The following is a 23107-nucleotide window of genomic DNA, read 5'->3' as shown; positions in this document are numbered from 1 at the left end:
CGACTGCCGTTCCCCCTCCGGTTCCGCACCGGGCGGCCGTCCCGCGGTCGTGTCCGTACGCCTCGTCCGTACGCCTCTCCCGTCAGCCCTCTCCCACCAGCAACGCCACCGGATACCGCGCCAGCAGCTCGCGCAGGCAGACCACCGGTTCGCGGAGCTCCCGGCCGGTGAGCAGATCGCGCCAGGGGCCCGGGCCCGGAAGGTGCAGTTCCGTGTTGCGCCAGCCGCCGTCCTCGGCCAGCCGGAGGGAGAGGCGCGTGGCCACCGTCACGGCACGTCCGGCGCGGGCGAAGGCCAGGCAGTGCCCGGCGGCCTCGCCGTCGGCGTGCAGGGGGGTGTACGTGCCGCCGACGCCGAACCAGTCGGGATGGTCCCGGCGGAGGCGCAGCGCTCTGGCCGTCAGCAGCAGCTTCTCCGCGGAGAGGTCCTGCGGGTCGGCTCCGCCGTCCAGTTCGGTGAGCAGGTCGGCGCGCAGCCGCGGCGGGCGGCGGTTGTCCGGGTCCACCAGCGCGGTGTACTCGGTCTCGGTGCCCTGGTAGAGGTCGGGCACGCCGGGCATCGTCAGATGGAGCAGCGCCGCGCTCAGCACGTTGGCGCGGATGTACGGTGCGAGATCGGCGGCCAGCTCGGTGAGCGGGGACGCCGCCGGCCCGCACGGCCCCGCGCGCAGGAATTCGCCGACCGCCTCCTCGTACTCGGCGTCCTGCTCCGTCCAGGACGTGTGCAGCCCGGCCTCCCGTACGGCCTTGAGCACCGACGGGATCAGCCGTTCGGCGGACGGTTTGCCCAGGCCGAAGGCGGTCTGCCAGGCTGTCCACGCCAGGTGCTGGTCCGGCGGCTGCGGGCCCTCGCCCGGCCCTGCGGACACCCGGCGCAGCAGGTCCCGCCACCGCTCCGGGCACTCGGTCAGGACCGCGATCCGCGCCCGTACGTCGGCGCTGCGCTTGGTGTCGTGCGTCGAGAGCACCGTCGAGGTCAGCGGCCAGTCCCGCTGGATACGGGCGCAGTACGCGTGGAAGGTGTCCACGCCCACCGTGGGCGCGCCCGGGTCGGCGCCGACCTCGCAGGCCGACAGCAGCGGCACATAGCGGTAGAAGGCGGTGTCCTCCACGGACTTGGCGCGCAGCGCGGAGGAGGTCTGGGCGAAGCGGGCGCAGAAGTCCTCGCAGTCCGGGCCGTCCCCGAGCAGGCCGAGCGCCAGGTCGCGCACCAGGTCCACGGCCAGCGCCTCCTGCGGCGAGCGGAAGACCGTACGCGCCCGCGCGGCGGCCTCGGCCAGCATCGCCGCGTCCTGCTCGCCGCGCCGCGGGTCGCGCGCTCCGGCGCGGTCGGTGGCGTACGGGCGGTAGACGGGCAGCCGGACCAGCAGCTCCCGGACGGCGGTGCGCAGGGCCCAGGGCGCGTGGTCGCCCTGGTGGGACGCCCGGTCGCTGATCCGCCCCGCGGTCCGCACCAGCCGTTCGACCTCGGCGGCGAGATCGTGGGTGACGACCTCGTAGGCGGCGCGGCGTACCGTTTCCTCCCAGTCGCCGCCCGCGTCCGCCAGCGGGGCCACGAAGTCCCGGTAGACGGTGAACAGGCGGCCGGAGCCGAGCGGGCAGACGAACAGGCCGTCGAGGTGCCGCAGCGCGTCGTAGCCGGTGGTGCCCGCGCACGCCCAGCCGTCCGGCAGCCGCTCCCGGCCGGTCAGGATCTTCTCGACCACCGTCCAGCGCCCGCCGGTGGCGGCGTGCAGCCGGGCGAGGTAGTTGCCCGGGGCGGCCAGGCCGTCCGGGTGGTCGATGCGCAGCCCGTCGACGACGCCCTCGCGCAGCAGCCGCAGGATCGTCGCGTGGGTCGCCCCGAAGACCGCCTCGTCCTCGACCCGTACGCCGATCAGCTCCGAAATGGTGAAGAAACGGCGGTAGTTGATCTCGCTGCGGGCCAGCCGCCACCAGGCGAGGCGGTACCACTGCGCGTCCAGGAGGCGCGGCAGCGAAAGCCGTTCGGTGCCGGGGCGGATGGGGAAGGCGTGGTCGTGGTAGCGCAGTACGTCGCCGTCGACCCGGATGTTCCCCAGCTCGTCGCCCAGCCGCCCGCCCAGCACCGGCAGCAGCACGCGTCCGCCGTGCCCGCCGTCCCAGTCGATGTCGAACCAGCGGGCGTACGGACTCGCGGGGCCGTCCCGCAGCACCGCCCAGAGCGCGGCGTTCAGCGACTCCGGCGCGGGCACGGCCATGTGGTTGGGCACGGTGTCCACCACCAGCCGCAGTCCATGCGCCGCGGCCCTCGCGGCCAGCGCGCGCAGCCCCTCCTCGCCGCCCAGCTCGGCCCGCACCCGCGCGTGGTCCACCACGTCGTAGCCGTGTGTGGAACCGGGCACCGCCTCCAGAACAGGGGAGAGGTGGAGGTGCGAGACGCCCAGCGCGGCAAGGTACGGCACGGCCTTCTCGGCCGCGGCGAAGGGCAGGTCCGGCTGGAGCTGGAGCCGGTACGTGGCGGTGGGTGGCGCACTGGATTCGGCCGTCATGGGAACACCCGTACCCGCCGGACGGCTTGTTGTTTCATCCGGCCCGGGCCGCCCCGGCGCCGAAGCACGGCGTACGCACGATCCGGACGGCCCGGATGTACGCGCAGGACAGCCCCGGGCGACGACCCCCGCCGGTTCCCCGACCGCCGGCCCCCGCCCATAGGCCCCGCACGCTGCCGGGGCCGGGCACCCCGCCTACGCCGAACGGACCTCTCGCCCGGGCCGTACGACAGCACCGGGAACCACCGCAATGGCCGAGCCGGCCGTACGGCCCACGGCGTACCCCGGCCGGCGCCATGGACCGGTGTCAAGGACCGGCAGCCCGGCCCCTAGGCAGGCCGTTGCAGCACCAGCATGCTGCGGCCCGGCAGCGCGAGGCGGTCGCCGGCCTGAGCCTTGATGCCGCCGCCGTCGGCGACCGCCTCCGGGTGGGCGGTGTCCACCACCGCCTGCCACTGGCGGCCGTGGTCGACCGGCACGGTGAACTCCCGCTCGTCCGCGTGCGCGTTGAACATCAGCAGGAACGAGTCGTCGGTGATCCGCTCGCCGCGCGGGCCCGGCTCGGTGATCGCGCTGCCGTTGAGGAAGACCGTCAGCGACTTGGCGTGCGCCGCCTGCCAGTCCCGCTGCCGCATCTCCTCGCCCTCCGCCGTGAACCAGGCGATGTCGGACAGCTCGTCGTGGGTGCCCTCCATGGGGCGGCCGTGGAAGAAGCGCCGCCGCCGGAAGACCGGGTGGTCGCGCCGCAGCCACACCATCTGCCGCACGAAGGCGAGGAACTCCTGGTCCTCCTTGCGGACGGCCGCGAGCTCAGGGTCCTCCTCGGCTTCGGTCCCGGCCTCGCCCTCGGCCTCCGTACCGGCGGCGCCGTCCCCGTCGGTGTCCGGCCACCGCACCCACGTCAGCTCGTTGTCCTGGCAGTACGCGTTGTTGTTGCCGCGCTGGGTGCGCCCGAACTCGTCGCCGTGGCTGAGCATCGGCACGCCCTGCGACAACATCAGGGTGGCCATGAAGTTGCGCATCTGGCGGGCCCGCAGCTCCTGTACGGCGGGGTCGTCCGTCGGCCCCTCGGCGCCGCAGTTCCAGGACCGGTTGAAACTCTCGCCGTCCTTGTTGTCCTCGCCGTTGGCCTCGTTGTGCTTGCCGTCGTAGCTGACCAGGTCGCGCAGGGTGAAGCCGTCGTGGCAGGTCACGAAGTTGATGGAGGCGAGCGGGCGCCGCCCGTCGCCCTGGTAGAGGTCGGAGGAGCCGGTCAGCCGGGAGCCGAACTCGGCGAGGGTGCGCGGCTCGCCGCGCCACAGGTCCCGTACGGTGTCGCGGAACTTGCCGTTCCACTCGGTCCACAGCGGCGGGAAGTTCCCCACCTGGTAGCCGCCCTCGCCCACGTCCCACGGCTCGGCGATCAGCTTGACCTGGCTGACCACCGGGTCCTGCTGCACCAGGTCGAAGAACGACGACAGCCGGTCCACCTCGTGGAACTGCCGGGCCAGCGTCGCCGCCAGATCGAAGCGGAACCCGTCCACCCGCATCTCCTGCACCCAGTAGCGCAACGAGTCCATGATGAGCTGGAGGACGTGCGGGCTGCGCATCAGCAGCGAGTTCCCGGTGCCGGTGGTGTCCATGTAGTAGCGCGGGTCGTCGGCGACCAGCCGGTAGTACGAGGCGTTGTCCAGGCCGCGGAAGGACAGCGTCGGGCCGAGGTGGTTGCCCTCCGCCGTATGGTTGTAGACCACGTCGAGGATGACCTCGATGCCGGCCTCGTGCAGCGCCCGTACCGCCGACTTGAACTCCAGCACCTGCTGCCCGCGGTCGCCCCAGGACGCGTACGCGTTGTGCGGGGCGAAGAAGCCGATGGTGTTGTAGCCCCAGTAATTCGCCAGCCCCGCGTCGACGAGCCGGTGGTCGTGCACGAACTGGTGGACCGGCATCAGCTCCAGGGCCGTGACCCCCAGCCCGGTCAGATGGTCGATGACCGCGGGGTGCGCCAGCGCCGCGTAACTGCCGCGCAGGTCGTCCGGCAGGTCCGGGTGGAGCATGGTCAGGCCCTTGACGTGCGCCTCATAGAGCACCGTCTCGTGGTAGTCGGTGCGCGGCGGGCGGTCGTCGCCCCAGTCGAAGTACGGGTTGATCACGACCGACGTCATCGTGTGCGGCGCCGAATCGAGGTCGTTGCGGCTGTCCGGCCGGCCGAAGTGGTAGCCGTACACCGCCTCGTCCCAGTCGATGCTGCCGCTGACCGCCTTCGCGTACGGGTCCAGCAGCAGTTTGGCGGAGTTGTGCCGGTGACCGCGTTCCGGCTTGTACGGGCCGTGCACCCGGAAGCCGTACCGCTGCCCCGGCATGATGCCGGGGAGGTAGGCGTGCCGTACGAACGCGTCGGTCTCCCGCAGTTCGACGGCGGTCTCCGAGCCGTCGTCGTGCAGCAGTGACAGCTCGATGCGTTCCGCCGTCTCGGAGTACACCGCGAAGTTGGTGCCCGCACCGTCGTACGTGGCACCCAGGGGATACGTCTGTCCGGGCCAGACCTGCATGCGTCGACTCTTCCACTTCCTCGATGGGCGTCGCGACGCCTGGAGGCATCACGTCGGTCGTGCGTCGCCGTGTTCGATTGCTGCGTACGGTGCTGCGCTCGTCTCCTGTTTCAACCTGCCCAATTCGGCTGGTTTTTCGCGCGATCTGCGCCGAAAGGCGGGCAACCCGCGGTGAAGTCGGATCGTCGTACAGGACGACCGATGTGTGCCGAGCACCATGAGGCAGCAGGGGGGAACAGTGCGCAACATGATGCACCGCCACCTGGGCAAGGTGGTGGCGGGCGCGGCCGTGGCGCTGGCGGGCACCGCCGCGCTGGCCGCGGTGACCCTGCCCGGGGACGCTGGGGCGGCCGGCGGGGGGAGCCGGGCAGCCGTGGCGGCGGGCCCCGAGGCGCAAACGGGCCAGGTGCGGCCGGGGGCCGTCGAGCGCGCCCCCGCCGAGGGACGTGAGGGAATCGGCCGGGACCCGCTCACGGACGACGAGATCGCGCGGGCGCAGGCCCTGGCGGCGCCTCCGGCGTTCCGCGGCGCGACCGAGGACGTACGGGGCAGACGCGGGCCCGAGCGGCTGACCACCGATCTGGCCGAGCTGGGCCCGGACGAGACCGGCCGCGCCGACGCGCCGCGCCGGGCGAACGTGTCGTTCTACGACTACCGGTCCGACGCGTACGTGACCAAGACCGTCAACCTCGCCACCGGGAAGGTCGAGAAGACCGACAGCCGGCACGGTGTGCAGCCGCCGCCCGACCGGGCGGAGAGCGAGGAGGCGGCCGGCCTGCTGATCGCGGCGCCCGAGGGGGCGGGCCTGCGGAAGGACTACAAGCACGCCACCGGAAAGGACCTCACCGGCCCCGGCCAGCTGGCCGTGACCGGCTTCGTCTACCGCGGAGCGGCGGAAGGACCGGCTCCGGAAAAGCTGCGCGCCTGCGGGCAGCACCGCTGCGTGCGGCTCTTCACCAAGGTGCGCAACGGCCAGTGGATCGACACCCGGCGCTACGTGATCGACCTGAGCGCGCGCACGGTCGGCCGGCTGGACTGAGCCGTCCGCGAGCGCGCCGGTCCGGCGCCTCCGTCCGGCCCGGCCGTGCGGCCGCCCGGCAGCAACCGTGCAGCATCCCGCACCCGCGTACTCGGAAGCCTCCACGGCTTCCGTCTCACCGTCGTACAGGAGCGTTTCCATGCACGAAAGATCCTTCCGCCGTGCCCGCGTCCACCACGGACCCGCCCGTGTCCCTGTCCGTACCCCGGTCCCGGCCCGCCGGGACCGCGCCCGGCGCACCGCGCTGCTCGCCGCGCCGCTGCTGCTCGGCACGGCGGCACTGACGGCCGGACCGGCCGCCGCCCAGGCCGCGCCGGCGGCCCCCGCCCCCACCGCCGCAGGGTGCAGTACCCCGTACAGCATCACGCAGACCCTCGAAGGCGGCACCACTTGGCGCATGTGCTGGCACTACGAGGCCAACGCCGGGCTGGTCCTGGACAACGTCTCGTACCAGCCCAAGGGCGAGCCCCGGCCCATCCAGGTGCTGACCACCGCGAAGCTGGCCCAGATCCACGTCCCGTACGACGACGGCGGCAACGAGTACGACGACCTCACCGGGCAGAGCTTCGCGCAGGGCCTGCAGACGCTGGACCCGGGCGAGTGCCCCGGCGGCACCATCAAGGCGGTCAAGGTGCCGGGCGCCTGGGACCCGCAGCACCCCTACGTCAACGGCCTGTGCGTCACCACCCGCGCCCGCGGCCACGCCTACCGCCTGGGCCGCTACCTCGGCGAGACCACCAAGATCCAGCAGGTCCAGGGCAAGGACCTGCTCGTCTACACGGTCAACAAGACCGGCTGGTACGAATACATCGTCGAGTGGCGCTTCTCCGCCGACGGCACGATGAACATGCAGGTCGGCGCCACCGGCACACTCTCGCCCGCCGACTACGACGCGGGCGACGGCCGCGGCTGGCCGATCGGCAAGGGCGCCAAGGACTACGCCACCAGCCACAGCCACAACGTCTTCTGGCGCCTGAACTTCGGCCTGGACGGCTCGTCGGCCAACCGCGTCGAGCAGTTCGACTCGACGACCACCCCGGGCGGCGCCGGGCAGGCCCCCAGGACGAAGACGGTCCGCACCCTGGTCGCCAAGGAGCTGGCGGGCGACGCCGGGCCGACGCGCTGGTGGCGGGTGGTCAGCAACGTCGGCAAGAACAAGGACGGCCACCCCCGGTCGTACGAGATCGTCCCCGGCCGCTCCAGCAAGTACACCGGGCGCGCCTTCACCAAGCACGACGTGTACTTCACCGAGTACAACAAATGCGAACAGTTCGCCAGCAACAACCTGGCGAACTGCGGCACCGGCGCGGGCAGCAGCGTCGACCGGTGGGTCAACGGGCAGCCGCTCCGCCACCCCATCGCGTGGGTCAACATCGGCTACCACCACATCGCCCGGGACGAGGACCAGGAGCCCATGCCGGTCCACTGGCAGGGCTTCCAGCTCGCCCCGCGCGACGTGACCGCTATGAATCCGCTCACTCCGCCCGAGCTTTCCGGACACAACGGTCACGTCGAATAAGGGGAGTTGGCGCCGGACTCGATCCATCCTGCTGCACCGCCTCCCGGACCCGCAGTAGTCTGCCTTGATCGTTGGCACGGGGGTTCGGAAGGCGGTGTGCGGGTGAGCTCGGGCGGGCTGGAGTTGCCCCCTGGTGACGATGGCCATGACGGCCAGGACGGTCATGAGGGACCCGACGGCGGCTCCGCCGACGTTCCGCCCGGGGCGGTGTCCCTGGCCCGGCCGATGGAGATCGGCGCGGAGCTGGACTGGGGCGCCGAGGCATGGAGCGAGGTGCGCACGCGCGCCCGGCGGGCCGGGCGCGCCTACATCTGGCTCAACCTCGTCGAACAGCGGCTGCGGGCCGTCGTGGCGGCGGTGCTCTGCCCCGTCTACGAGCCGGTGCACGGCGACGAGTGGGTCATCGCCGCCGCCGGGCCCACCGGGCAGGAGTGGGTCCAGCGCGCCGTGGCGGTCCGCGAGGTCAGCCGCCGCAAGGGCTATCTGCTCGACCCCGCGGACGACAACATCCTCAGCTTCCTGACGCTCCCGCAGCTGCGCGAGCTGATGGTGCAGCACTGGCCCTGCTTCGAGCCGTACTTCGACGACCGCAGGGAGGTGGAGCTGGCCCTCGACGAACTGGAGGTGGCCCGCAACATCGTCTCCCGCAACCGCGCCCTGACCGGCACCGTCCTCGCCCAGGCGGAGAGAGCCTCCGCCCGGCTGCTGGACATCCTCGGCTCCGGCATCGGCACCCGCACCGCCGGCCGGCTGCCCATCGACGCCGTCGAGGACCTGGTCGGCGACCGGTACGCGGACGTCGTCGGCGTCCACACCGACCGGGTACGCCTCCAGCGGCAGCTGCCCGCCGAGGACCTCTTCGGCGGCGCCCGCCGCCTGGACGCCATCGGCATCGGCCTCAACCTCCTCGTACAGAACTACTCCGGCCGCCGCATGGTCCGCCTCGCGGAGTCCGGCTGCCGCGTCCGCCTGCTCTTCCTCAACCCCGCCAGCAGCGCGGTCCGCCGCCGCGAACGGGAACTGGGCCTGAAGAAGGGCGAGATGAGCCGCTCCATCGAAATGAACATCCTGCACATGCGGCGCGTACGGGCCCGGCTCCGCGACCCCGGCGCCTTCGAGATCCAGGTCTTCGACGAGACCCCCCGCTTCACCGCCTACCTGGTCGACGGCGACGGCCCGGACGGCGTGGCCGTCGTCCAGTCCTACCTGCGCCGCAGCCGCGGCATGGAGTCACCGGTCCTCGTCCTGCGCGGCGGCGGGCGAGAGGTGCTGCGCCAGGGGGCGGACCGGGAAGAGGATCACGGGCTTTTCGAGACGTATCGGGAGGAGTTCGAGAACGTTTGGGCGGATAGTCGGCCGGTTTCTTGAGGGGGGCAGGTTGTGGCTTTGGTGGCGGCCTGTACGGCTGTTCGTTGGTGGTGGAGGACCTGCCGCTCCTCGGCCACCGGCCTGCTGAAACGCTTCTCCAGTACGTCCAGGGCATGGGCGCGGCCGTAGCGCCGCCCGAACGCCCCCACCTCCCAGAAGTCCGGCGCCGTCATCCGCTCGAAGTCGGCCCGCGTGGTGCCGTACTCAGGGCGGTGGAAAGCGGCTCGCGGGCGGCCAGGGCTTCGAGGACGGGCAGAACGTGTCAGCCTTGCAGGTGGCGGCCGGTGCGGCCGGGGGCCCGGGTACCGTTGCGGCATGCGATTCGGCGTGCTCGGGCCGGTGGGAGTGTGGGCGGCGGACGGACGGCCCGTACGGGTACCCGAACGGAAGGTGCGGGCTCTTCTGGCCGCGCTGCTCGCGCACCAGGGGCGGCCCGTCGGCGCCGCCCGGCTCATCGACGCCCTGTGGGACGAGCGGCTGCCGGCCAACCCCGCCGGTGCCCTTCAGGCCAAGGTTTCGCAGCTGCGCCGCGCCCTGGAGACGGCCGGGCCGGGCGGCCGTGCGCTGGTCGCCGCCCGTCCGCCCGGCTACCAGCTGGACGCCGCCGCCGACGCGGTGGACGCGGGCCGGTTCGCCGCGCTGACGGCCCGCGCGTACGAGAACCCGGACCCGGGGGAGCGCGCCGCGCTGCTCACCGAGGCGCTGGGCCTGTGGCGCGGCCCGGCCTTCGCCGGGTTCGAGGACGAACCCTTCGCGCGGGCCGCGGCCGACCGCCTGGAGGAGCAACGGCTGACGGCCCTGGAGGCACAGGCCGCGGCCCGGCTGGAGCTGGGCGAGCACGGCGCGCTGACCGGCGAACTGGCCGAGCTGGTGGCCCGCCACCCGCTGCGTGAACGCTTGTGCGCGCTGCACCTGCGCGCCCTGTACGGAGCGGGGCGGCAGAGCGAGGCCCTGGCCGCGTACGCCGCCCTGCGCGAGCGGCTGGCGGAGGAACTGGGCGTCGATCCCGGGCCCGAGCTGACGGCCCTCCACCAGGCGATATTGGAACAGGACCCCCGGCTGGCGGGTGTGAGCCGCGCGGAGGGGGAGGCGGAACATCGCCCTCCGGTCCGCTCCGCCACCGACGCCCCTCCCGCCGCACCGCCCCGCACCAACCTCCCCGCCCCCCTCACCGAACTCGTCGGGCGGGACGCCGCGGTGCGTGACGTCCGCGCGCTCCTGGAGGCGGGCCGGCTGGTGACGCTGACCGGGCCCGGCGGGGTGGGCAAGACGCGGCTGGCGCTGGAGGCCGCGCAGCGGCTCGCGGACGACTCCAGCCGGTTCCCGGACGGCGTCCTGCTGGTGGAGCTGGCGGCTCTGGGACGGCCGGGCGGCGCGGACGGGCACCGTACGGCGGCGTGCACGGCCGCCGAAGTGGCCGAAGCGGTGCTCGCGGTGCTGGGCGTACGCGAAGGCGCGGCCTCCGGCCCGGCCGTCGAGCGTCTGGCGGGCGCGGTGCGCGACAAGCGGCTGCTCCTGCTGCTCGACAACTGCGAGCACGTCGTCGACGCGGTCGCCGAGGTCACGGCGGACCTGCTGGCAGCCGCTCCCGGCCTGCGGGTGCTGGCGACCAGCCAAGAGCTGCTCGGGCTGGCCGGCGAGCGGGTCCTGCCGGTGCCGCCCCTGGAACAGGCCGACGCCGTCGCCCTCTTCGTGGCGCGCGCGGCAGCCACCGCGCCCGGCTTCGCACTGGAGGGGGCGGACTCGTCGGATGCGCTGGGCTCACCGGACTCCCCGGACGCGCTGGACTCGCCCGTCGGGAGCAGCGCGGCGGCCGTCGCGGACATCTGCCGCCGCCTCGACGGCATCCCGCTGGCGCTGGAGCTGGCCGCGACCCGCGTACGAGCCCTCGGCGTGCGGGAGCTGAGCGCGCGGCTGGACGACCGGTTCCGGCTGCTGGGCGCGGGCCGCCGCGGCGCGCCGCCGCGCCAGCAGACCCTGCGCGCGATGATCGACTGGAGCTGGGAGCTGCTGACCGCCGATGAGCGGACCGTACTGCGACGGCTCGCCGTGCACGCCGACGGCTGCACGCTCCGGGCGGCCGAGGAGGTGTGCGCGGGCGGCGGCGTACGGTCGGGGGAGGTGGCGGCCCTGCTGGCGCGACTGGTGGACCGCTCCCTGGTGGTGGTTGCGGAGGGCCCGTACGGCCCGCGCTACCGCCTGCTGGAATCGGTGGCCGCGTACTGCCTCGAACGGCTCCGCGAGGCGGGCGAGTGGGAGACGGTACGGCGGCGCCACAGCGTCCACCACACCTCATTGGCCGAACGCGCGGAACCCTTCCTGTACGGGGAGCGGCAACGCGAATGGCTGGCGCGGCTCGACGCGGAGACCGCCAACCTGCGTACGGCCCTGGACAGCGCGGTCCAGGAGGGCGCGGCGGAGCGCGCGCTGCGCCTGGTCAACGCCCTGTCCTGGTACTGGTTCCTGCGCGGCCGCCTCGGCGAGGCGGGGCGCGCGCTGGCGATGGCACTGGACGCGGCGGCCTCCTCCTCCATACCCGACGGGCTGCGGCTGCGGGCCAAGGTCTGGCAGGTCGGTATGGCCTCGCTGGCAGGCAGTGACACCGATCCGGTGGCGCGGGCCGACGCCGTACTGAAGCAGTACGGGGACGAGCCGGCCCCCGGTGCGGGGGACGGGACACCGGCGGACCACGCCTGGGCCCTCTGGTTCCTGACCTACGCCCAGGTCGGACTGGGCGACCCGGCAGTGGCCCGCGAACGGCTGTCGCGCGCGTTGGCGGCCTTCCGGACGCTCGGCGACCGCTGGGGGACGGCAGCCGTCCTCAGCAGCCGCGCCCAGGGGCAGTACGCGGCTCCCGGCGCCGTACGCGAGGGAACTGCGGCGCGTCGGCGGGACGCCGAGGAGAGCGCGGACCTCTTCCGGGAACTGGGCGACCGGTGGGGCCAGTTGCAGGCGGCCGAAGTGCTCGGGACGCTGGCCGAGATCAGCGGCGACTACGAACGCGCCGCTCGCCTGCACCGGGACGGCCTGCGCGGCGCCGAGGAACTGGGCCTGTGGATCCAGGCGTCGTACAAGCACTCCGGCCTCGGCCGCATCGCCCTCCTGACCGGCGACCTGGAGGGGGCCCGCGAACACCACGAGCGCGGGCTGCGGCTGGCCGCCGAGCAGTCGCACCGGCGCGGCGAGATGTTCGCCGAGACCGGCCTCGGCATCGGCGCCCGGCGCGCGGGCCGCCTCGACGACGCCGAACGGCACCACGCGCGCTGGCTGGAGTGGTGCCGCAGCCGGGACGGCGACCCCGGTACGGCCCTGATCCTGGCCGAACTGGGCTTCACCGCCGAACTGCGCGGCGACGCCGCAACGGCCCACCGCCTCCACCTCGACGGCTACGAGGCGGCCCGCGCCACCGGCGACCCACGCGCGCTCGCCCTCGCCCTGGAGGGCCTGGCCGGCGCCCGCTCCCTCGCCGGCCACCCCACCCACGCCGCCCGCCTCCTGGGCCACGCCACCGCCACCCGCGCAGCCATGGGCACCCCACTGCCACCCGCCGAACGCTGGGACGTGGACCGCATAACGGCCCGCATACGAGAGGCCCTGGGAAGCGACACCGCCTTCACCACGGCCTTCGAAGAAGGCACCACGATGACGGCCGAGGAACTGGTGCGTGAGGTGGCGGGCGGCGGTGCGTGAGGTGCCGTTACCCGGCGGCTCGGCGCACGCGGTCGTACGGGTGGGACGCACGGTACGCCGCCCGGCAACGCCGCGCAGCAGGTTCGTCCGCGAGCTGCTGCGACACTTCGAACGGCACGGCTGGCCGGGCGCCCCGCGCCATCTAGGGTCGGACGAGGTCGGACGCGATGTACCGGATTACATGGACGGGCACGTGGCCTGGGAACCCGTGCAGCCGGAGGCCGTGCACAGCGACGCGAGCCTGGTGCGCACCGCCCGGCTCGTACGGCAATTCCACGAGCTGACGGCGGGAACTGCGCTGCGGCTGGCCGCCTTTCTGGGCTGGGATCCGGCGGCCGGGGCGGTGGGCGAGGTGCGGGCGGCGCGTCGGTGGGTCGCCGCTCATCGAGGTGGGCTGGAGTGCTTGCTGAGGTGAGGTGGAGCGCTTGCCGAGGTGAGTGCGCGGGGTGGGGAGACGGGCGGGTGCCCGGTGGGAACGGTCGAAGGGCGGGCGGGGGCGGGGCGTTGTCAGTGTCGCGTGGGAGAGTAGGGGAACACGGGGGAAGCAACACCGAAGGAGGCCGTCATGGGCTGGCATCAAGGGCTGCTCGTCAGCTTCGACTTGGAGACCACCGGCACGGACGTCGAGCACGACCGCATCGTCACCGCCGCGCTCATCAGGCTGGAGGCGGACGGCCGGGAGGCCCTGCGGGAGACCTGGCTGCTCGACCCCGGCGTGCCGGTCCCCGAGGAGGCCGCGGCCATACACGGCATGACGACCGCTCATGTCCAGGAGCACGGCCGGGCCGCGGCGGACGGCATAGAGGAGATCACCCAGTCCCTCGCCGGCGCGCTGGAGGCGGGCATACCGCTCGTGGTGATGAACGCGCGGTACGACCTCTCGCTGCTGGACCGCGAGTGCCGCCGGTACGGCCTGCGGACGCTCGCCGAGCGGCTCGGCCGCCGGCCCGCGCCGGTCATCGACCCGCTGGTGCTGGACAAGCACGTCGACCCCTACCGCAAGGGCAAGCGGACGCTCCAGGCCCTCTGCCTGCATTACGGCGTCCCGCTGGAGGCCGCGCACGAAGCGGGCGCGGACGCGGTGGCCGCGGCCGGTGTGGCGCGGCGGATCGGCGAGCGTCACCCGGCGGTGGCCGGGACGGCCCCGGCGGCGCTGCACGCCCTTCAGGAGAAGGCGGCAGCCGAGCAGGCCGCCTCGTTCCAGCGGTATCTGCGCCGCTCCGGTGACCCGGCGGCGATAGTCGAGGCGGCCTGGCCGCTGATCCCGTACCAGCAGTCGCGCGAGCGCGCCGAGGACCTGCCGGTTCAGGCGTCGTCCTCGGGCGGCGGCAGCTGAGGCCGGGGACCGGGGCCGGGCCGCCGGGGCGTCAGAAGGGATACCACCGTACGGTCGTGTCGCCCTCGCGCAGCGAGGCGATCCGGCGGCGGAATTCGTCGAGGGCGGCGGGGTTGCCGGGGGCGTGCTGGGAGACCCAGGCGCAGCTGGCCGTCTCCCGGGAGCCGCGCAGCACCGCACAGCCCTCCCAGTCGCGCACGTCCCAGCCGTAGACCCGCACGAACGTCTCGTACGCCGCGGCGGGCAGGCCGTAGCGGTCGCGGCTGAGGGCCATCACGACGAGATCGTGTTCCCGCAGATCGGAGGAGAAGGTTTCGAGATCGACGAGCACCGGGCCGTCGGGGCCCACATGGACGTTACGGGTCAGCGCGTCACCGTGGACGGGGCCGCGCGGCAGATGCGGTTCCAGCGCGGTGGCGGCAGCGGCGAACGCGTCGCGGCGGCCCCGCAGATACTCGGCGTCCCGCGCCGAGACCGCGTCGCCGGCCAGCCGCAGCCAGCGCTCCACACCGCCCAGCAGATCACGCCGGGGGAGGGTGAACGGCGGCTCGGGCAGCGCGTGCACCAGGCGCAGCAGGGCGGCCAGGTCGGCCGGTTCGGCGGGGCGTACCGGCTCCGGCAGCCGCTCCCAGAACGTGACCGGGTGACCGTCGACCAGCCGGGCCGTCGGCTCGGCCGCGCGCACGGCCGGCACGCCCTGTTCCGCCAGCCACACGGCGACGCGCAGCTCCCGCTCGGCGCGCTCCAGGAGTTCGGCGCTGCGTCCGACCCGTACGACCGGACCGTTGCCGCCCAGGGCGAAGACCGCGTTCTCGCCGAGTGACAGCAGCCGGGCGTCGGCGGCGGCGTCGGGCCGCCCGGCCGCTGCCAGGACGCCCCGGGCGTGCGCCTCCGTGAACGGGGTGGTGCTCGGTGCGGTCATGCGGGCGGCCTCCTGCGGTGCGTGATCGGCACCAGTGTCGCAGGTACCGGCCCCGGGCGGCCGGGTGGTGCCCGGTGCTTGACTGCGGCGGGTGCCGTCATGACGATGACGGCGGCCACCTGCCCCGTTCCGCCCGGGCAGGCGTGGTCCGTTCGTGGTGGTCGGTGGCGTCCTGGGCGGAATCGTTCGCGGTCGGCGGTGCCGTCCGGGTGAGCAGACGGGGGAGTCGCGTTGGGTCCACAGGGTCCGGAAGGCCCCGGACGGAGGCGAGGGCGTACGGAAGCAAAGGGGGCGAGGGCGGCGAAGGGGGTGAAGGCGGCAGTGGCCGTCCGCGGCTCGGCCCACCGTTCCGCCCACCGCTCCGCCCACCTGTCCGCGCGCGGTACCTGGTTCCTGGTGGCGCCCGCGCTGATCCCGATCCTGGTGCTGAGCGTGGGCCCGCTGCTGTACGGGATCGGGCTGGCGTTCACCGACGCGCAGTCGGGGCGTACGGAGGCCACCCGGTGGGTCGGCCTGCTGAACTTCTCCGACCTGCTCCAGGACACCCTGTTCTGGGACTCGTTCCGGGTCGGCCTGGTGTGGGCGGTGGGCGTCACGGTCCCGCAGTTCTTCCTCGCCCTCGGGCTGGCGCTGCTGCTCGGCCAGGACCTGCGCATGCGCTGGCTGGCCCGCGCCCTCGCGATCATCCCCTGGGCGATGCCCGAGGTGGTGGTGGGCATCATGTGGCGGCTGGTCTACCACCCGGACGCGGGCGTCCTGAACGAGACGCTGCGCAGCCTCGGGCTCGGCCCCGACGAGGGGGTGGACTGGCTGAGCGGTACGGCCACCGCCCTGCTCGCCGTGGTCGTCGTCGGCATCTGGGCGGGCATGCCGCAGACCACCGTCACGCTCCTCGCCGGGCTCCAGAACGTGCCGCGCGAACTGCACGAGGCCGCCGCGATGGACGGCGCCGGGGCCTGGCGCCGCTTCCGTACGGTCACCTGGCCCGCGATCAAGCCGGTGGCCCTGGCCATCTCGGCACTCAATTTCATCTGGAACTTCAATTCCTTCGCGCTGGTCTTCGTGCTGACCGACGGCGGTCCCGGGGGCCGCACCCGGCTGCCGATGCTGTTCGCGTACGAGGAGGCGTTCCGGTACGGACAGTTCGGTTACGCGGCCGCGATGGGGCTGGCCATGGTCGCGGTCATCGCCATCCTGCTGGCCGTCTACCTCTCGCGACGGCTGAGGGGAGAGGGGGAGGAGGCCCGATGACCCACGATTCCCCGCCCGGTGACCACCCGTCCCCCGATTCCTCGCCCCGTAAGTCCCCGTCCTCCGATTCGTCGTCCCGCAAGTCCCCGTCCCCCGATTCGCCGTCCCGTAAGGCCCCGTCCTCCGACTCCCCACCCCATAAGGACCCGTCCCCCGGGAGTCGCCCGGTCACCCGCCGTACCGTCGGCCGGGCCGGGCAGTATCTGGCCCTGCTCTGCTACCTCGTCTTCCTCGCCTTCCCCTTCCTCTGGCTGGTCTCCACCGCCTTCAAACCGCCGCGCGAGCTGGGCAGCCTGCATCCCACCTGGATTCCCCGGGCGCCGACGCTGGACAACTTCCGTACGGCCTTCGACGAGCAGCCGCTGCTCCAGGCCGCCGCCAACAGCCTGCTCGCCGCCGCCGTCTCGGCGCTGGTCGCGATCGTCCTGGCGACCCCGATGGCGTATGTCCTCGCCCGTCTCCGCACCCGCTTCGCGCAGGCGGCGACCGGGTGGGTCGTGGTCAGCCAGGCCTTCCCGCTGGTCCTGGTGATCATCCCGCTCTTCCTGGTCCTGAAGACGCTCCACCTGGTGGACGCCCGGGCCGGGCTGATCCTGGTGTACGTGGTGTGGTCGCTGCCGTTCGCGCTGTGGATGCTGACCGGCTACGTACGGGCCGTACCGCCGGAGCTGGAGGAGGCCGCGGCGGTGGACGGCGCGGGGCGGCTGCGCACCCTGATGTCCGTCACCGGGCCGCTGCTGGCGCCCGGGATCGTCGCGACGGGCCTGTTCGCGTTCATCACCGCATGGAACGAGTTCTTCTTCGCGCTCGTCCTGCTCAAGTCGCCGGAGAAGCAGACGATGCCGGTCGTGCTGACCCACTTCCTCGGGGCCGAGGGCGTCGCCGACCTCGGCCCGCTCGCGGCGGCGGCCCTGCTCGCCACGCTGCCCAGCCTGCTGCTGTTCGCCGTCATCCAGCGCCGGATCACCGGCGGCATGCTGGCCGGGGCGGTGAAGAACTGATGCGCGCGCCCCGCGGCGGCCCCGGACCCCGTACCGCACCCGGCGGCAACGGCTTCCGCAACGGCGGTCCCCGCCGCCGTACCCTCCTCGCCGCCGCGGCAGCCGTGCCTGCCGCCCTGCTGCCCGGCTGCTCGGGCGGCGACGGCCGGCGCGACGGCAGAGGCCGAAGCGTGCTCCGCTTCCAGTCGCTGGCCTGGCAGAAGGAGTCCGTGGACGCCAACAAGCAGCTGGTCGCGGAGTGGAACCGGCTGCACCCGGACCTTCCCGTCCAGTACGTGCAGGGGGCCTGGCCCACCGTCCACGACCAGCTGCTCACCTCCTTCGAGGGCGGCGAGGCGCCGGACATCATCCACGACGCGTCCGACGACCTCGCGGACTTCGCCTACGGCGGCTACCTCGCCGACCTGACCGGCCTCCTCCCGCCGCGCCTCAAGGCCGACATCCCGGCGCGCAGCTGGGAGTCGGGGATGTTCGGCGGCCGGGTGTACGGCATCCCCTTCCTCCAGGAGCCGCGCGTCCTGATCGCCGACGGGGTGAAACTGCGGCGCTCCGGGGTACGCGTGCCGGCCGCCGACGCGCCCTGGACATGGGAGGAGTTCGGGGAGGTGGCGAAGGAGCTGACGGGCGGCGGTGGCTACGGCGTCGCCTGGCCGCTGAAGGAACCGGTCTCCGTCACGCTCAACCTCGCCCTGTCCACCGGCGGCCGGATCTTCCGGCGCCGTCCGGACGGCCGGGCGGAGGTCCGCTTCGACGCCGCCGACCAAGTGGTGCCGCGCACCATCCACGACCAGGTCAACGTGGTCCGCAGCGCGGCCCGTACGACCCTGGGCATGGGCGGCGCCGACACGCTGCCCGGCTTCTTCGCCGGCCGGTACGCGATCCTGCCGCTCGGCTTCTCCTACCGGCAGCAGATCGCGCAGCAGGCGCCGAAGGACTTCGAGTGGACGGTGCTGCCCGCGCCCCGGGGGCCAGGCGGCGCGGACCAGGGCGTCAGCCCGCAGACCCTGTCGATCGCGGCGGACTGCCCGCGCAAGGAGGAGGCGATGGCCTTCGTCGACTTCCTGCTCAGGCCGCCCAACATGGTCCGGCTCGCCCTGGGGGACTGGATGCTGCCGACCGGGCGGGAGGCCCTGAAGGCGCCGGAACTGCACGAGGACCGGCACGGCTGGGCGACGGGCACGGCGCTCGCGGACACGCTGCGGGCCGCCCCCGCGCAGTCGGTGCGCGGCTACCCGGAGTGGAAGGACAAGATCGCGACGCCGGGGTTCCAGGAGTACTACAGCGGCGCGATCGACCTGGACGAGCTGCGCCAACGCCTCGTCCACGACGGGAACCTGGTGCTGGCCCGGTACCAGCGCTGACGGCTGCGCACCACGCCCGGCGGCCCGTACGGGTGCGGCTGTTCTTGGGGCGCGTCCGTACCGTGCCGGCGTGGCTGTCCTTGGTATGCGCCTCCGTACCGCCGGTGCGGCTGTCTTTGGCACGCGTCTCCGTACGCACCGCTGCGGCTGATCCTGGTACGCGTCTCCGTATCGTGCCGGTCGCCGCCGCCCCTGGTACGTGTCTCCGTACGTACCGCTGCGGCTGCTCCTAGAACGCGCCACGCAAAACGCGCCCCGTACGTACCGCTGCCGCCGCCCCCAAACGCGCCCCGTACCGCACCGCCCCCGCTGCCCCGTACCCGAACCGGCGGCTCGTACATCGATTGCGCGAGACGCGCCGTCTCGCTTACGGTTCCGGACATGAGTCCTTTATCGACCACCCGCGCCCACCGGCCCGCCCACATCGCGATGTTCAGCATCCCCGCCCACGGGCACGTCAACCCGAGCCTGGAGGTCATCCGGGAACTCGTCGCCCGGGGGCACCGCGTCACCTACGCCATCCCGCCGTCCTTCGCCGAGATCGTCGCCGCGGCCGGGGCCGAGCCGAAGGTCTGGAACTCGACGCTGCCCACCGACGAGGACCCGGCGCTGTGGGGCACGGAGCTGCTCGACGCCTTGGACCTGTTCCTCGACGACGCCGTCCAGGCCCTGCCGCAGCTCGCCGCGGCCTACGAGGGTGACGAGCCGGACCTCGTCCTCCACGACACCACCGCCTACCCCGCGCAGGTCCTCGCCCACCGCTGGGGCGTGCCCGCCGTGCAGCTCGCCCCGCACATGGTCGTCTGGGACGGCTTCCAGGCCGACATGGGCGAGCAGATGAGCGTCGACATGCACGGCACCGAGCGCGCCCGGGCGTACTACGAGCGCTTCCGCGCCTGGCTCGACGAACAGGGCATGTCCGAGGTCACCGACCCCGAACGGATCGCGACCGAGCCCGCCTGCGGGCTCGCCCTGATCCCGCGCGCCATGCAGCCGCACGCCGACCGCGTCGATCACGCCAGGTTCACCTTCGTCGGCGCCTGTCAGGGCGATCGCGGCCATCAGGGCGACTGGCGGCGGCCGGACGGCCTCGCCGCGGACACGAAGGTGCTCCTCGTCTCGCTCGGCTCCTCCTACACCAACGAGCCCGGCTTCTACCGGGAGTGCATCGAGGCGTTCGGCGGCCTGCCGGGCTGGCATGTGGTGCTCCAGGTCGGCAAGCACATCGAGATCTCCGAACTCGGAGCGATCCCGGACAACTTCGAGGTGCACCACTGGGTGCCGCAGCTCGCCGTGCTCCGGCAGGCGGACGCCTTCATCACCCACGCGGGGATGGGCGGCAGCCAGGAGGGGCTGGCCAACGGGGTGCCGATGGTGTGCGTACCGCAGGCCGTGGACCAGTTCATGAACGCGGACATCCTCCAGGGGCTCGGGGTCGCCCGGCATATCCCGAAGGCGGAGGCCACGGCGGGCGTCCTGCGCGAAGCGGTGCTGGGCCTGGTGAACGATCCGCAGGTGGCGGCCGTTTCGGAACGGATCCGGCGGGAAGTGGCGGCGGAGGGCGGCGCGAAGCGCGCGGCGGACCTCGTCGAGGCGAAGCTGCCCCAGGGGTGAAGTGGGTGTTCTGTAACGGAATATCGGCGCATTCCCAATAAGTAGGACGCGCGGTACGCGGTTTCCGTCGCATGGCGTGCCGGAGGAAATGCGGTGCGTGAATGGGGGATTAGGCCGGGGGTGGCGCAAAGTGAGTGGCGTCACCCCCGGACGGGGGCGTGCCGATGATTGAGGCGCGCGTGAACCGGGGATTGTTGACCCGTAAAGAAACCGGTGGCGACCCAACGCCCGGCTTCGCGCCGCAACGTCGGGCGGGGCGTGCGGCATTCGGTCCGCCGCTCTCCGTACCGCCGGTAGCCGAGCGGCCCGTACCGCCGCTGACCTGCGCCATGTTGCCGCGGTGTCAACGGAGTTGACCCGCCGTCCGACGGTGCGAGGGCGCATTTGACCCCTTCTGCGGTCCTTTGCAATTACGCAACGTTGTTGTCTATCTCACAACGCCCGGTCGGCCTTGAATTGGCCGCGTCAATCCGACAGGGTTTCGAGCCAGCCCGGCGGAGATCTTGTTCTCCGTCCGGGCTGTTGCGCAACGTTTTCCCCCCACACCCCGAACGAGGAGAACCCTCGAATGGCTCACGCTCACAAGCGTTCCAGCAAGAAGCGGCTCGTCACCGCGATATCCGCGGTGGTCGCGGCCGGCGGCATCGCCACCGTCACCGCGGTCACCGCGGGCGCGTCGCCCGCCGAGGGCAAGGTGTACGGCGCCGAGGCCAAGGGCGCCGTCAGCGGCAGCTACATCGTCATGCTCAAGAACTCGGTCCGCGGCGCCGCGGTGCAGGCCGAGCAGAACAAGGACCTGGCCGGCAAGTACGGCGGCGAGGTCAAGCGGTCCTACTCCGCCGCGCTGAACGGCTTCTCCGCCACCGGCCTCAGCGCCGAGGAGGCCCGCCAGTTGGCCGCCGACCCGGCCGTCGACAAGGTCGTGCAGAACAAGAAGTTCCACGTCAACGCCACCCAGGACAACCCGCCGTCGTGGGGCCTGGACCGCATCGACCAGGCCGGCACCCAGGGCGACAAGAAGTACACCTACCCCGACAGCGCGGGTGAGGGCGTCACCGCGTACGTCATCGACACCGGTGTGCGCACCTCGCACAAGGACTTCGAGGGCCGCGCGTCCTCCGGCTTCGACGCGGTGGACGGCGACAACGACGCCACCGACGGCAACGGCCACGGCACCCACGTCGCGGGCACCATCGCCGGCAAGGCGCACGGCGTCGCCAAGAAGGCCAAGATCGTGGCCGTGCGGGTGCTGGACGACCAGGGCTCCGGCTCCACCGAGCAGGTCGTCGCCGGCATCGACTGGGTCACCAAGAACCACAAGGGCCCGTCGGTCGCCAACATGTCGCTGGGCGGCGGCGCCGACGAGGCGCTGGACGCGGCGGTCCAGAAGGCGGTCGCCTCCGGCGTCACCTTCGCCGTGGCGGCGGGCAACGAGTCCACCGACGCGGGCCAGGGCTCCCCGGCGCGGGTCAAGGAGGCCATCACGGTCGCCTCCAGCACCAACACCGACGAGCAGTCCGACTTCTCCAACTACGGCAGCGCCGTGGACCTGTACGCGCCGGGTTCGGACATCACCTCGGACTGGAACGACAGCGACCAGGGCACCAAGACCATCTCCGGTACGTCCATGGCCACCCCGCACGTCGCGGGCGCCGCCGCGGTCTACCTGGGCGCCCACAAGGACGCCAAGCCGGACGCGGTCGCCAAGGCGCTGACCGACGGCGCCACGGCCGACAAGATCAAGAACGCGAGCCAGGGCACGCCCAACAAGCTGCTGAAGGTCGGCGAGAAGTAACCTCCCCGTCCGTTCGGCTCCGGCCGCCGGCCGTCGCGCTCGCCCCCACGGGGCGCGACGGCCGGCGTCGTGCCGTCCGCGGCCGGAAGGCTTCAGCCGCAGTACCGCCGCGCCGTCGACTCCCGCTGCGGCGCCTCCAGCAGCCGCAGCCGGCCCTCCACCTCCCGCGGCACGGGGCGCCGTTCGCGCAGCACCCACGGCAGCCCGCCGACCGCCTCGGCGAACGCCCGTACCGACACCGCGTCGCGGGGCACCGTCGAGACGAGCGTCCGCGTCCGGCGCACGGCGGCCGGCAGCGGTCTGCGCAGCCAGGTGAACCACAGCGTGTTGCGGATGCCCTGGCGCCGGCGCAGCGTCGCGTCGCGGTGCGGTGACGCCCGGTGGTGGACGGTGAGCCGGTCGGCGTACGCGAGCCACCAGCCGTCGGCCGCGAGGTCGGCCGCGAGCAGCTCCTCCTCGCCGCCCAGCACCAGCCGGGGCGAGAAACCGCCCGCCGCCCGGAAGGCGTCGGCCCGCAGCACGGTCGCCGCCGCGAGAAAGGAACCGAGCGCCGGCCCGGGCAGCCAGGACGGCGCGGGCAGCGGCGAGTGCCGCAGCTCCTGCACGATCGGATCCTCGACCGGCTCGCCGGGGCCGCCGTCCGCCTCCGGGGCGTCCGGATGCGGATGGACCATGATGCGCGCGGTCACCGCGCCCAGCCGCCCGTACGCGTCCAGCAGATCGGCGGCCCCCGCCAGCGCGCCGGGCTCCCACCACGAATCGTCGTCGCAGAACGCCAGATACGGCGTGGTCGCCACCCGCGCGGCCAGATTGCGCCCCACCGCCCCGGTGTTGTGCGCCAGCGGAATGAGCCGCGGCGCGAGGGGATGGCGGCGCACGGCGGAAGCGCTGCCGTCCGTGGAGCCGTTGTCCACCACGATGACCGGCGGCTTCTCGGGCAACTCGGCGAGCCGGTCCAGGGTGTGCAGCAGGTCGTCACTGCGGTTGTGGGTAATGACGATGACGGTGGTGCGGGGGTCGGTCACGGGGGGCTTCCTCGGGTTGGTGGGTGGGCTTGGCTTGGTGGGCATGGCGGGTGGGGGCGGTTCCGTATGGCGGTGGGGGCTCGGCGGCGGGCCGTTCGCCGGACCACCCGACGCCGGACCGACGCCACCCCCGCGCAGGCCCACCA

General features: G+C 73.2%; 15 protein-coding genes. 11 read left to right on the top strand and 4 right to left on the bottom strand.

Annotation, left to right across the window (positions count from 1 at the left end; all coding sequences use genetic code 11):
• Positions 1–82 precede the first annotated feature (82 nt).
• Together treY and glgX are read right to left on the bottom strand one after the other, a co-directional pair.
• Positions 83–2509 (bottom strand): malto-oligosyltrehalose synthase, encoded by a 2427-nt coding sequence (gene treY, locus ADK86_RS27085; RefSeq protein WP_053698962.1) that lies wholly within the window; start codon positions 2507–2509, stop codon positions 83–85.
• A 329-nt stretch (positions 2510–2838) separates the two neighbouring features.
• Positions 2839–5040 (bottom strand): glycogen debranching protein GlgX, encoded by a 2202-nt coding sequence (gene glgX / locus ADK86_RS27080; RefSeq protein ID WP_053698961.1) that lies wholly within the window; start codon positions 5038–5040, stop codon positions 2839–2841.
• 238 nt (positions 5041–5278) lie between these two features.
• On the opposite strand from glgX, the gene ADK86_RS27075 reads away from it, so the two are divergent.
• The 6 genes from ADK86_RS27075 (at position 5279) to ADK86_RS27050 (ending at position 13992) form a co-directional block, all read left to right on the top strand.
• Positions 5279–6079, top strand: coding sequence for a hypothetical protein (locus tag ADK86_RS27075; RefSeq protein ID WP_063789097.1), 801 nt, complete (start codon positions 5279–5281; stop codon positions 6077–6079).
• 397 nt (positions 6080–6476) lie between these two features.
• Complete coding sequence (locus ADK86_RS27070; protein WP_107088573.1) at positions 6477–7598, top strand: copper amine oxidase; 1122 nt, start codon at positions 6477–6479, stop codon at positions 7596–7598.
• A gap of 102 nt (positions 7599–7700) precedes the next feature.
• The gene (locus ADK86_RS27065) at positions 7701–8966 is read left to right on the top strand and encodes an SAV2148 family HEPN domain-containing protein (RefSeq protein WP_030599613.1); all 1266 of its coding nucleotides are present in this window, start codon (positions 7701–7703) and stop codon (positions 8964–8966) included.
• 315 nt (positions 8967–9281) lie between these two features.
• On the top strand, positions 9282–12656 hold the full coding sequence (locus ADK86_RS27060; RefSeq protein ID WP_053698960.1) for a BTAD domain-containing putative transcriptional regulator: 3375 nt from the start codon (positions 9282–9284) through the stop codon (positions 12654–12656).
• A complete protein-coding gene (locus tag ADK86_RS27055; protein ID WP_159393973.1) occupies positions 12649–13071 on the top strand; it encodes a hypothetical protein in 423 nt (140 codons plus the stop codon). Before ADK86_RS27060 ends, ADK86_RS27055 begins: the two co-directional genes overlap by 8 nt.
• Positions 13072–13221: 150 nt before the next feature.
• Positions 13222–13992: an exonuclease domain-containing protein gene (locus ADK86_RS27050; protein ID WP_030637219.1), complete on the top strand. Its 771-nt coding sequence runs from the start codon at positions 13222–13224 to the stop codon at positions 13990–13992.
• Positions 13993–14023: 31 nt separating this feature from the next.
• Here the strand turns inward: ADK86_RS27050 and ADK86_RS27045 are convergent, their stop codons facing one another.
• Positions 14024–14914 (bottom strand): aminoglycoside phosphotransferase family protein, encoded by an 891-nt coding sequence (locus ADK86_RS27045; RefSeq protein WP_053698958.1) that lies wholly within the window; start codon positions 14912–14914, stop codon positions 14024–14026.
• Between the two features lie 321 nt (positions 14915–15235).
• Between ADK86_RS27045 and ADK86_RS27040 the strand changes: the two genes are divergently transcribed.
• The 5 genes from ADK86_RS27040 (at position 15236) to ADK86_RS27020 (ending at position 21936) form a co-directional block, all read left to right on the top strand.
• Complete coding sequence (locus ADK86_RS27040) at positions 15236–16165, top strand: carbohydrate ABC transporter permease (protein WP_053698992.1); 930 nt, start codon at positions 15236–15238, stop codon at positions 16163–16165.
• The gene (locus tag ADK86_RS27035) at positions 16162–17166 is read left to right on the top strand and encodes a carbohydrate ABC transporter permease (RefSeq protein ID WP_234346051.1); all 1005 of its coding nucleotides are present in this window, start codon (positions 16162–16164) and stop codon (positions 17164–17166) included. The genes ADK86_RS27040 and ADK86_RS27035 overlap by 4 nt, the downstream gene beginning before the upstream one ends.
• Entirely contained in the window at positions 17166–18527 is a 1362-nt protein-coding gene (locus ADK86_RS27030) for an ABC transporter substrate-binding protein (RefSeq protein WP_107088569.1), read from the top strand. Before ADK86_RS27035 ends, ADK86_RS27030 begins: the two co-directional genes overlap by 1 nt.
• Positions 18528–18908: 381 nt before the next feature.
• Positions 18909–20141, top strand: coding sequence for a macrolide family glycosyltransferase (locus ADK86_RS27025; protein WP_053698957.1), 1233 nt, complete (start codon positions 18909–18911; stop codon positions 20139–20141).
• A gap of 568 nt (positions 20142–20709) precedes the next feature.
• Complete coding sequence (locus tag ADK86_RS27020; protein WP_053698956.1) at positions 20710–21936, top strand: S8 family peptidase; 1227 nt, start codon at positions 20710–20712, stop codon at positions 21934–21936.
• A 92-nt stretch (positions 21937–22028) separates the two neighbouring features.
• On the opposite strand, the gene ADK86_RS27015 is transcribed toward ADK86_RS27020, so the two are convergent.
• Positions 22029–22961, bottom strand: a complete 933-nt coding sequence (locus ADK86_RS27015; RefSeq protein ID WP_053698955.1) for a glycosyltransferase family 2 protein — start codon at positions 22959–22961, stop codon at positions 22029–22031.
• Positions 22962–23107 lie beyond the last annotated feature (146 nt).

The sequence above is a fragment of the Streptomyces sp. NRRL F-5755 genome (assembly GCF_001279365.1).
Taxonomy (GTDB): Bacteria; Actinomycetota; Actinomycetes; order Streptomycetales; family Streptomycetaceae; genus Streptomyces; species Streptomyces rimosus.
The sequence above is the reverse complement of the archived record's forward strand: the minus strand, read 5'-3'. Positions and strand labels throughout refer to the sequence as shown.

Excerpts from the sequence above, each read along its gene's own strand:
- treY (WP_053698962.1), bottom strand. The coding sequence starts at position 2,509 with ATGACGGCCGAATCCAGTGCGCCACCCACCGCCACGTACCGGCTCCAG.
- glgX (WP_053698961.1), bottom strand. The coding sequence starts at position 5,040 with ATGCAGGTCTGGCCCGGACAGACGTATCCCCTGGGTGCCACGTACGAC.
- ADK86_RS27070 (WP_107088573.1), top strand. The coding sequence starts at position 6,477 with ATGTGCTGGCACTACGAGGCCAACGCCGGGCTGGTCCTGGACAACGTC.
- ADK86_RS27060 (WP_053698960.1), top strand. The coding sequence starts at position 9,282 with ATGCGATTCGGCGTGCTCGGGCCGGTGGGAGTGTGGGCGGCGGACGGA.
- ADK86_RS27050 (WP_030637219.1), top strand. The coding sequence starts at position 13,222 with ATGGGCTGGCATCAAGGGCTGCTCGTCAGCTTCGACTTGGAGACCACC.
- ADK86_RS27045 (WP_053698958.1), bottom strand. The coding sequence starts at position 14,914 with ATGACCGCACCGAGCACCACCCCGTTCACGGAGGCGCACGCCCGGGGC.
- ADK86_RS27035 (WP_234346051.1), top strand. The coding sequence starts at position 16,162 with ATGACCCACGATTCCCCGCCCGGTGACCACCCGTCCCCCGATTCCTCG.
- ADK86_RS27030 (WP_107088569.1), top strand. The coding sequence starts at position 17,166 with ATGCGCGCGCCCCGCGGCGGCCCCGGACCCCGTACCGCACCCGGCGGC.
- ADK86_RS27025 (WP_053698957.1), top strand. The coding sequence starts at position 18,909 with ATGAGTCCTTTATCGACCACCCGCGCCCACCGGCCCGCCCACATCGCG.
- ADK86_RS27020 (WP_053698956.1), top strand. The coding sequence starts at position 20,710 with ATGGCTCACGCTCACAAGCGTTCCAGCAAGAAGCGGCTCGTCACCGCG.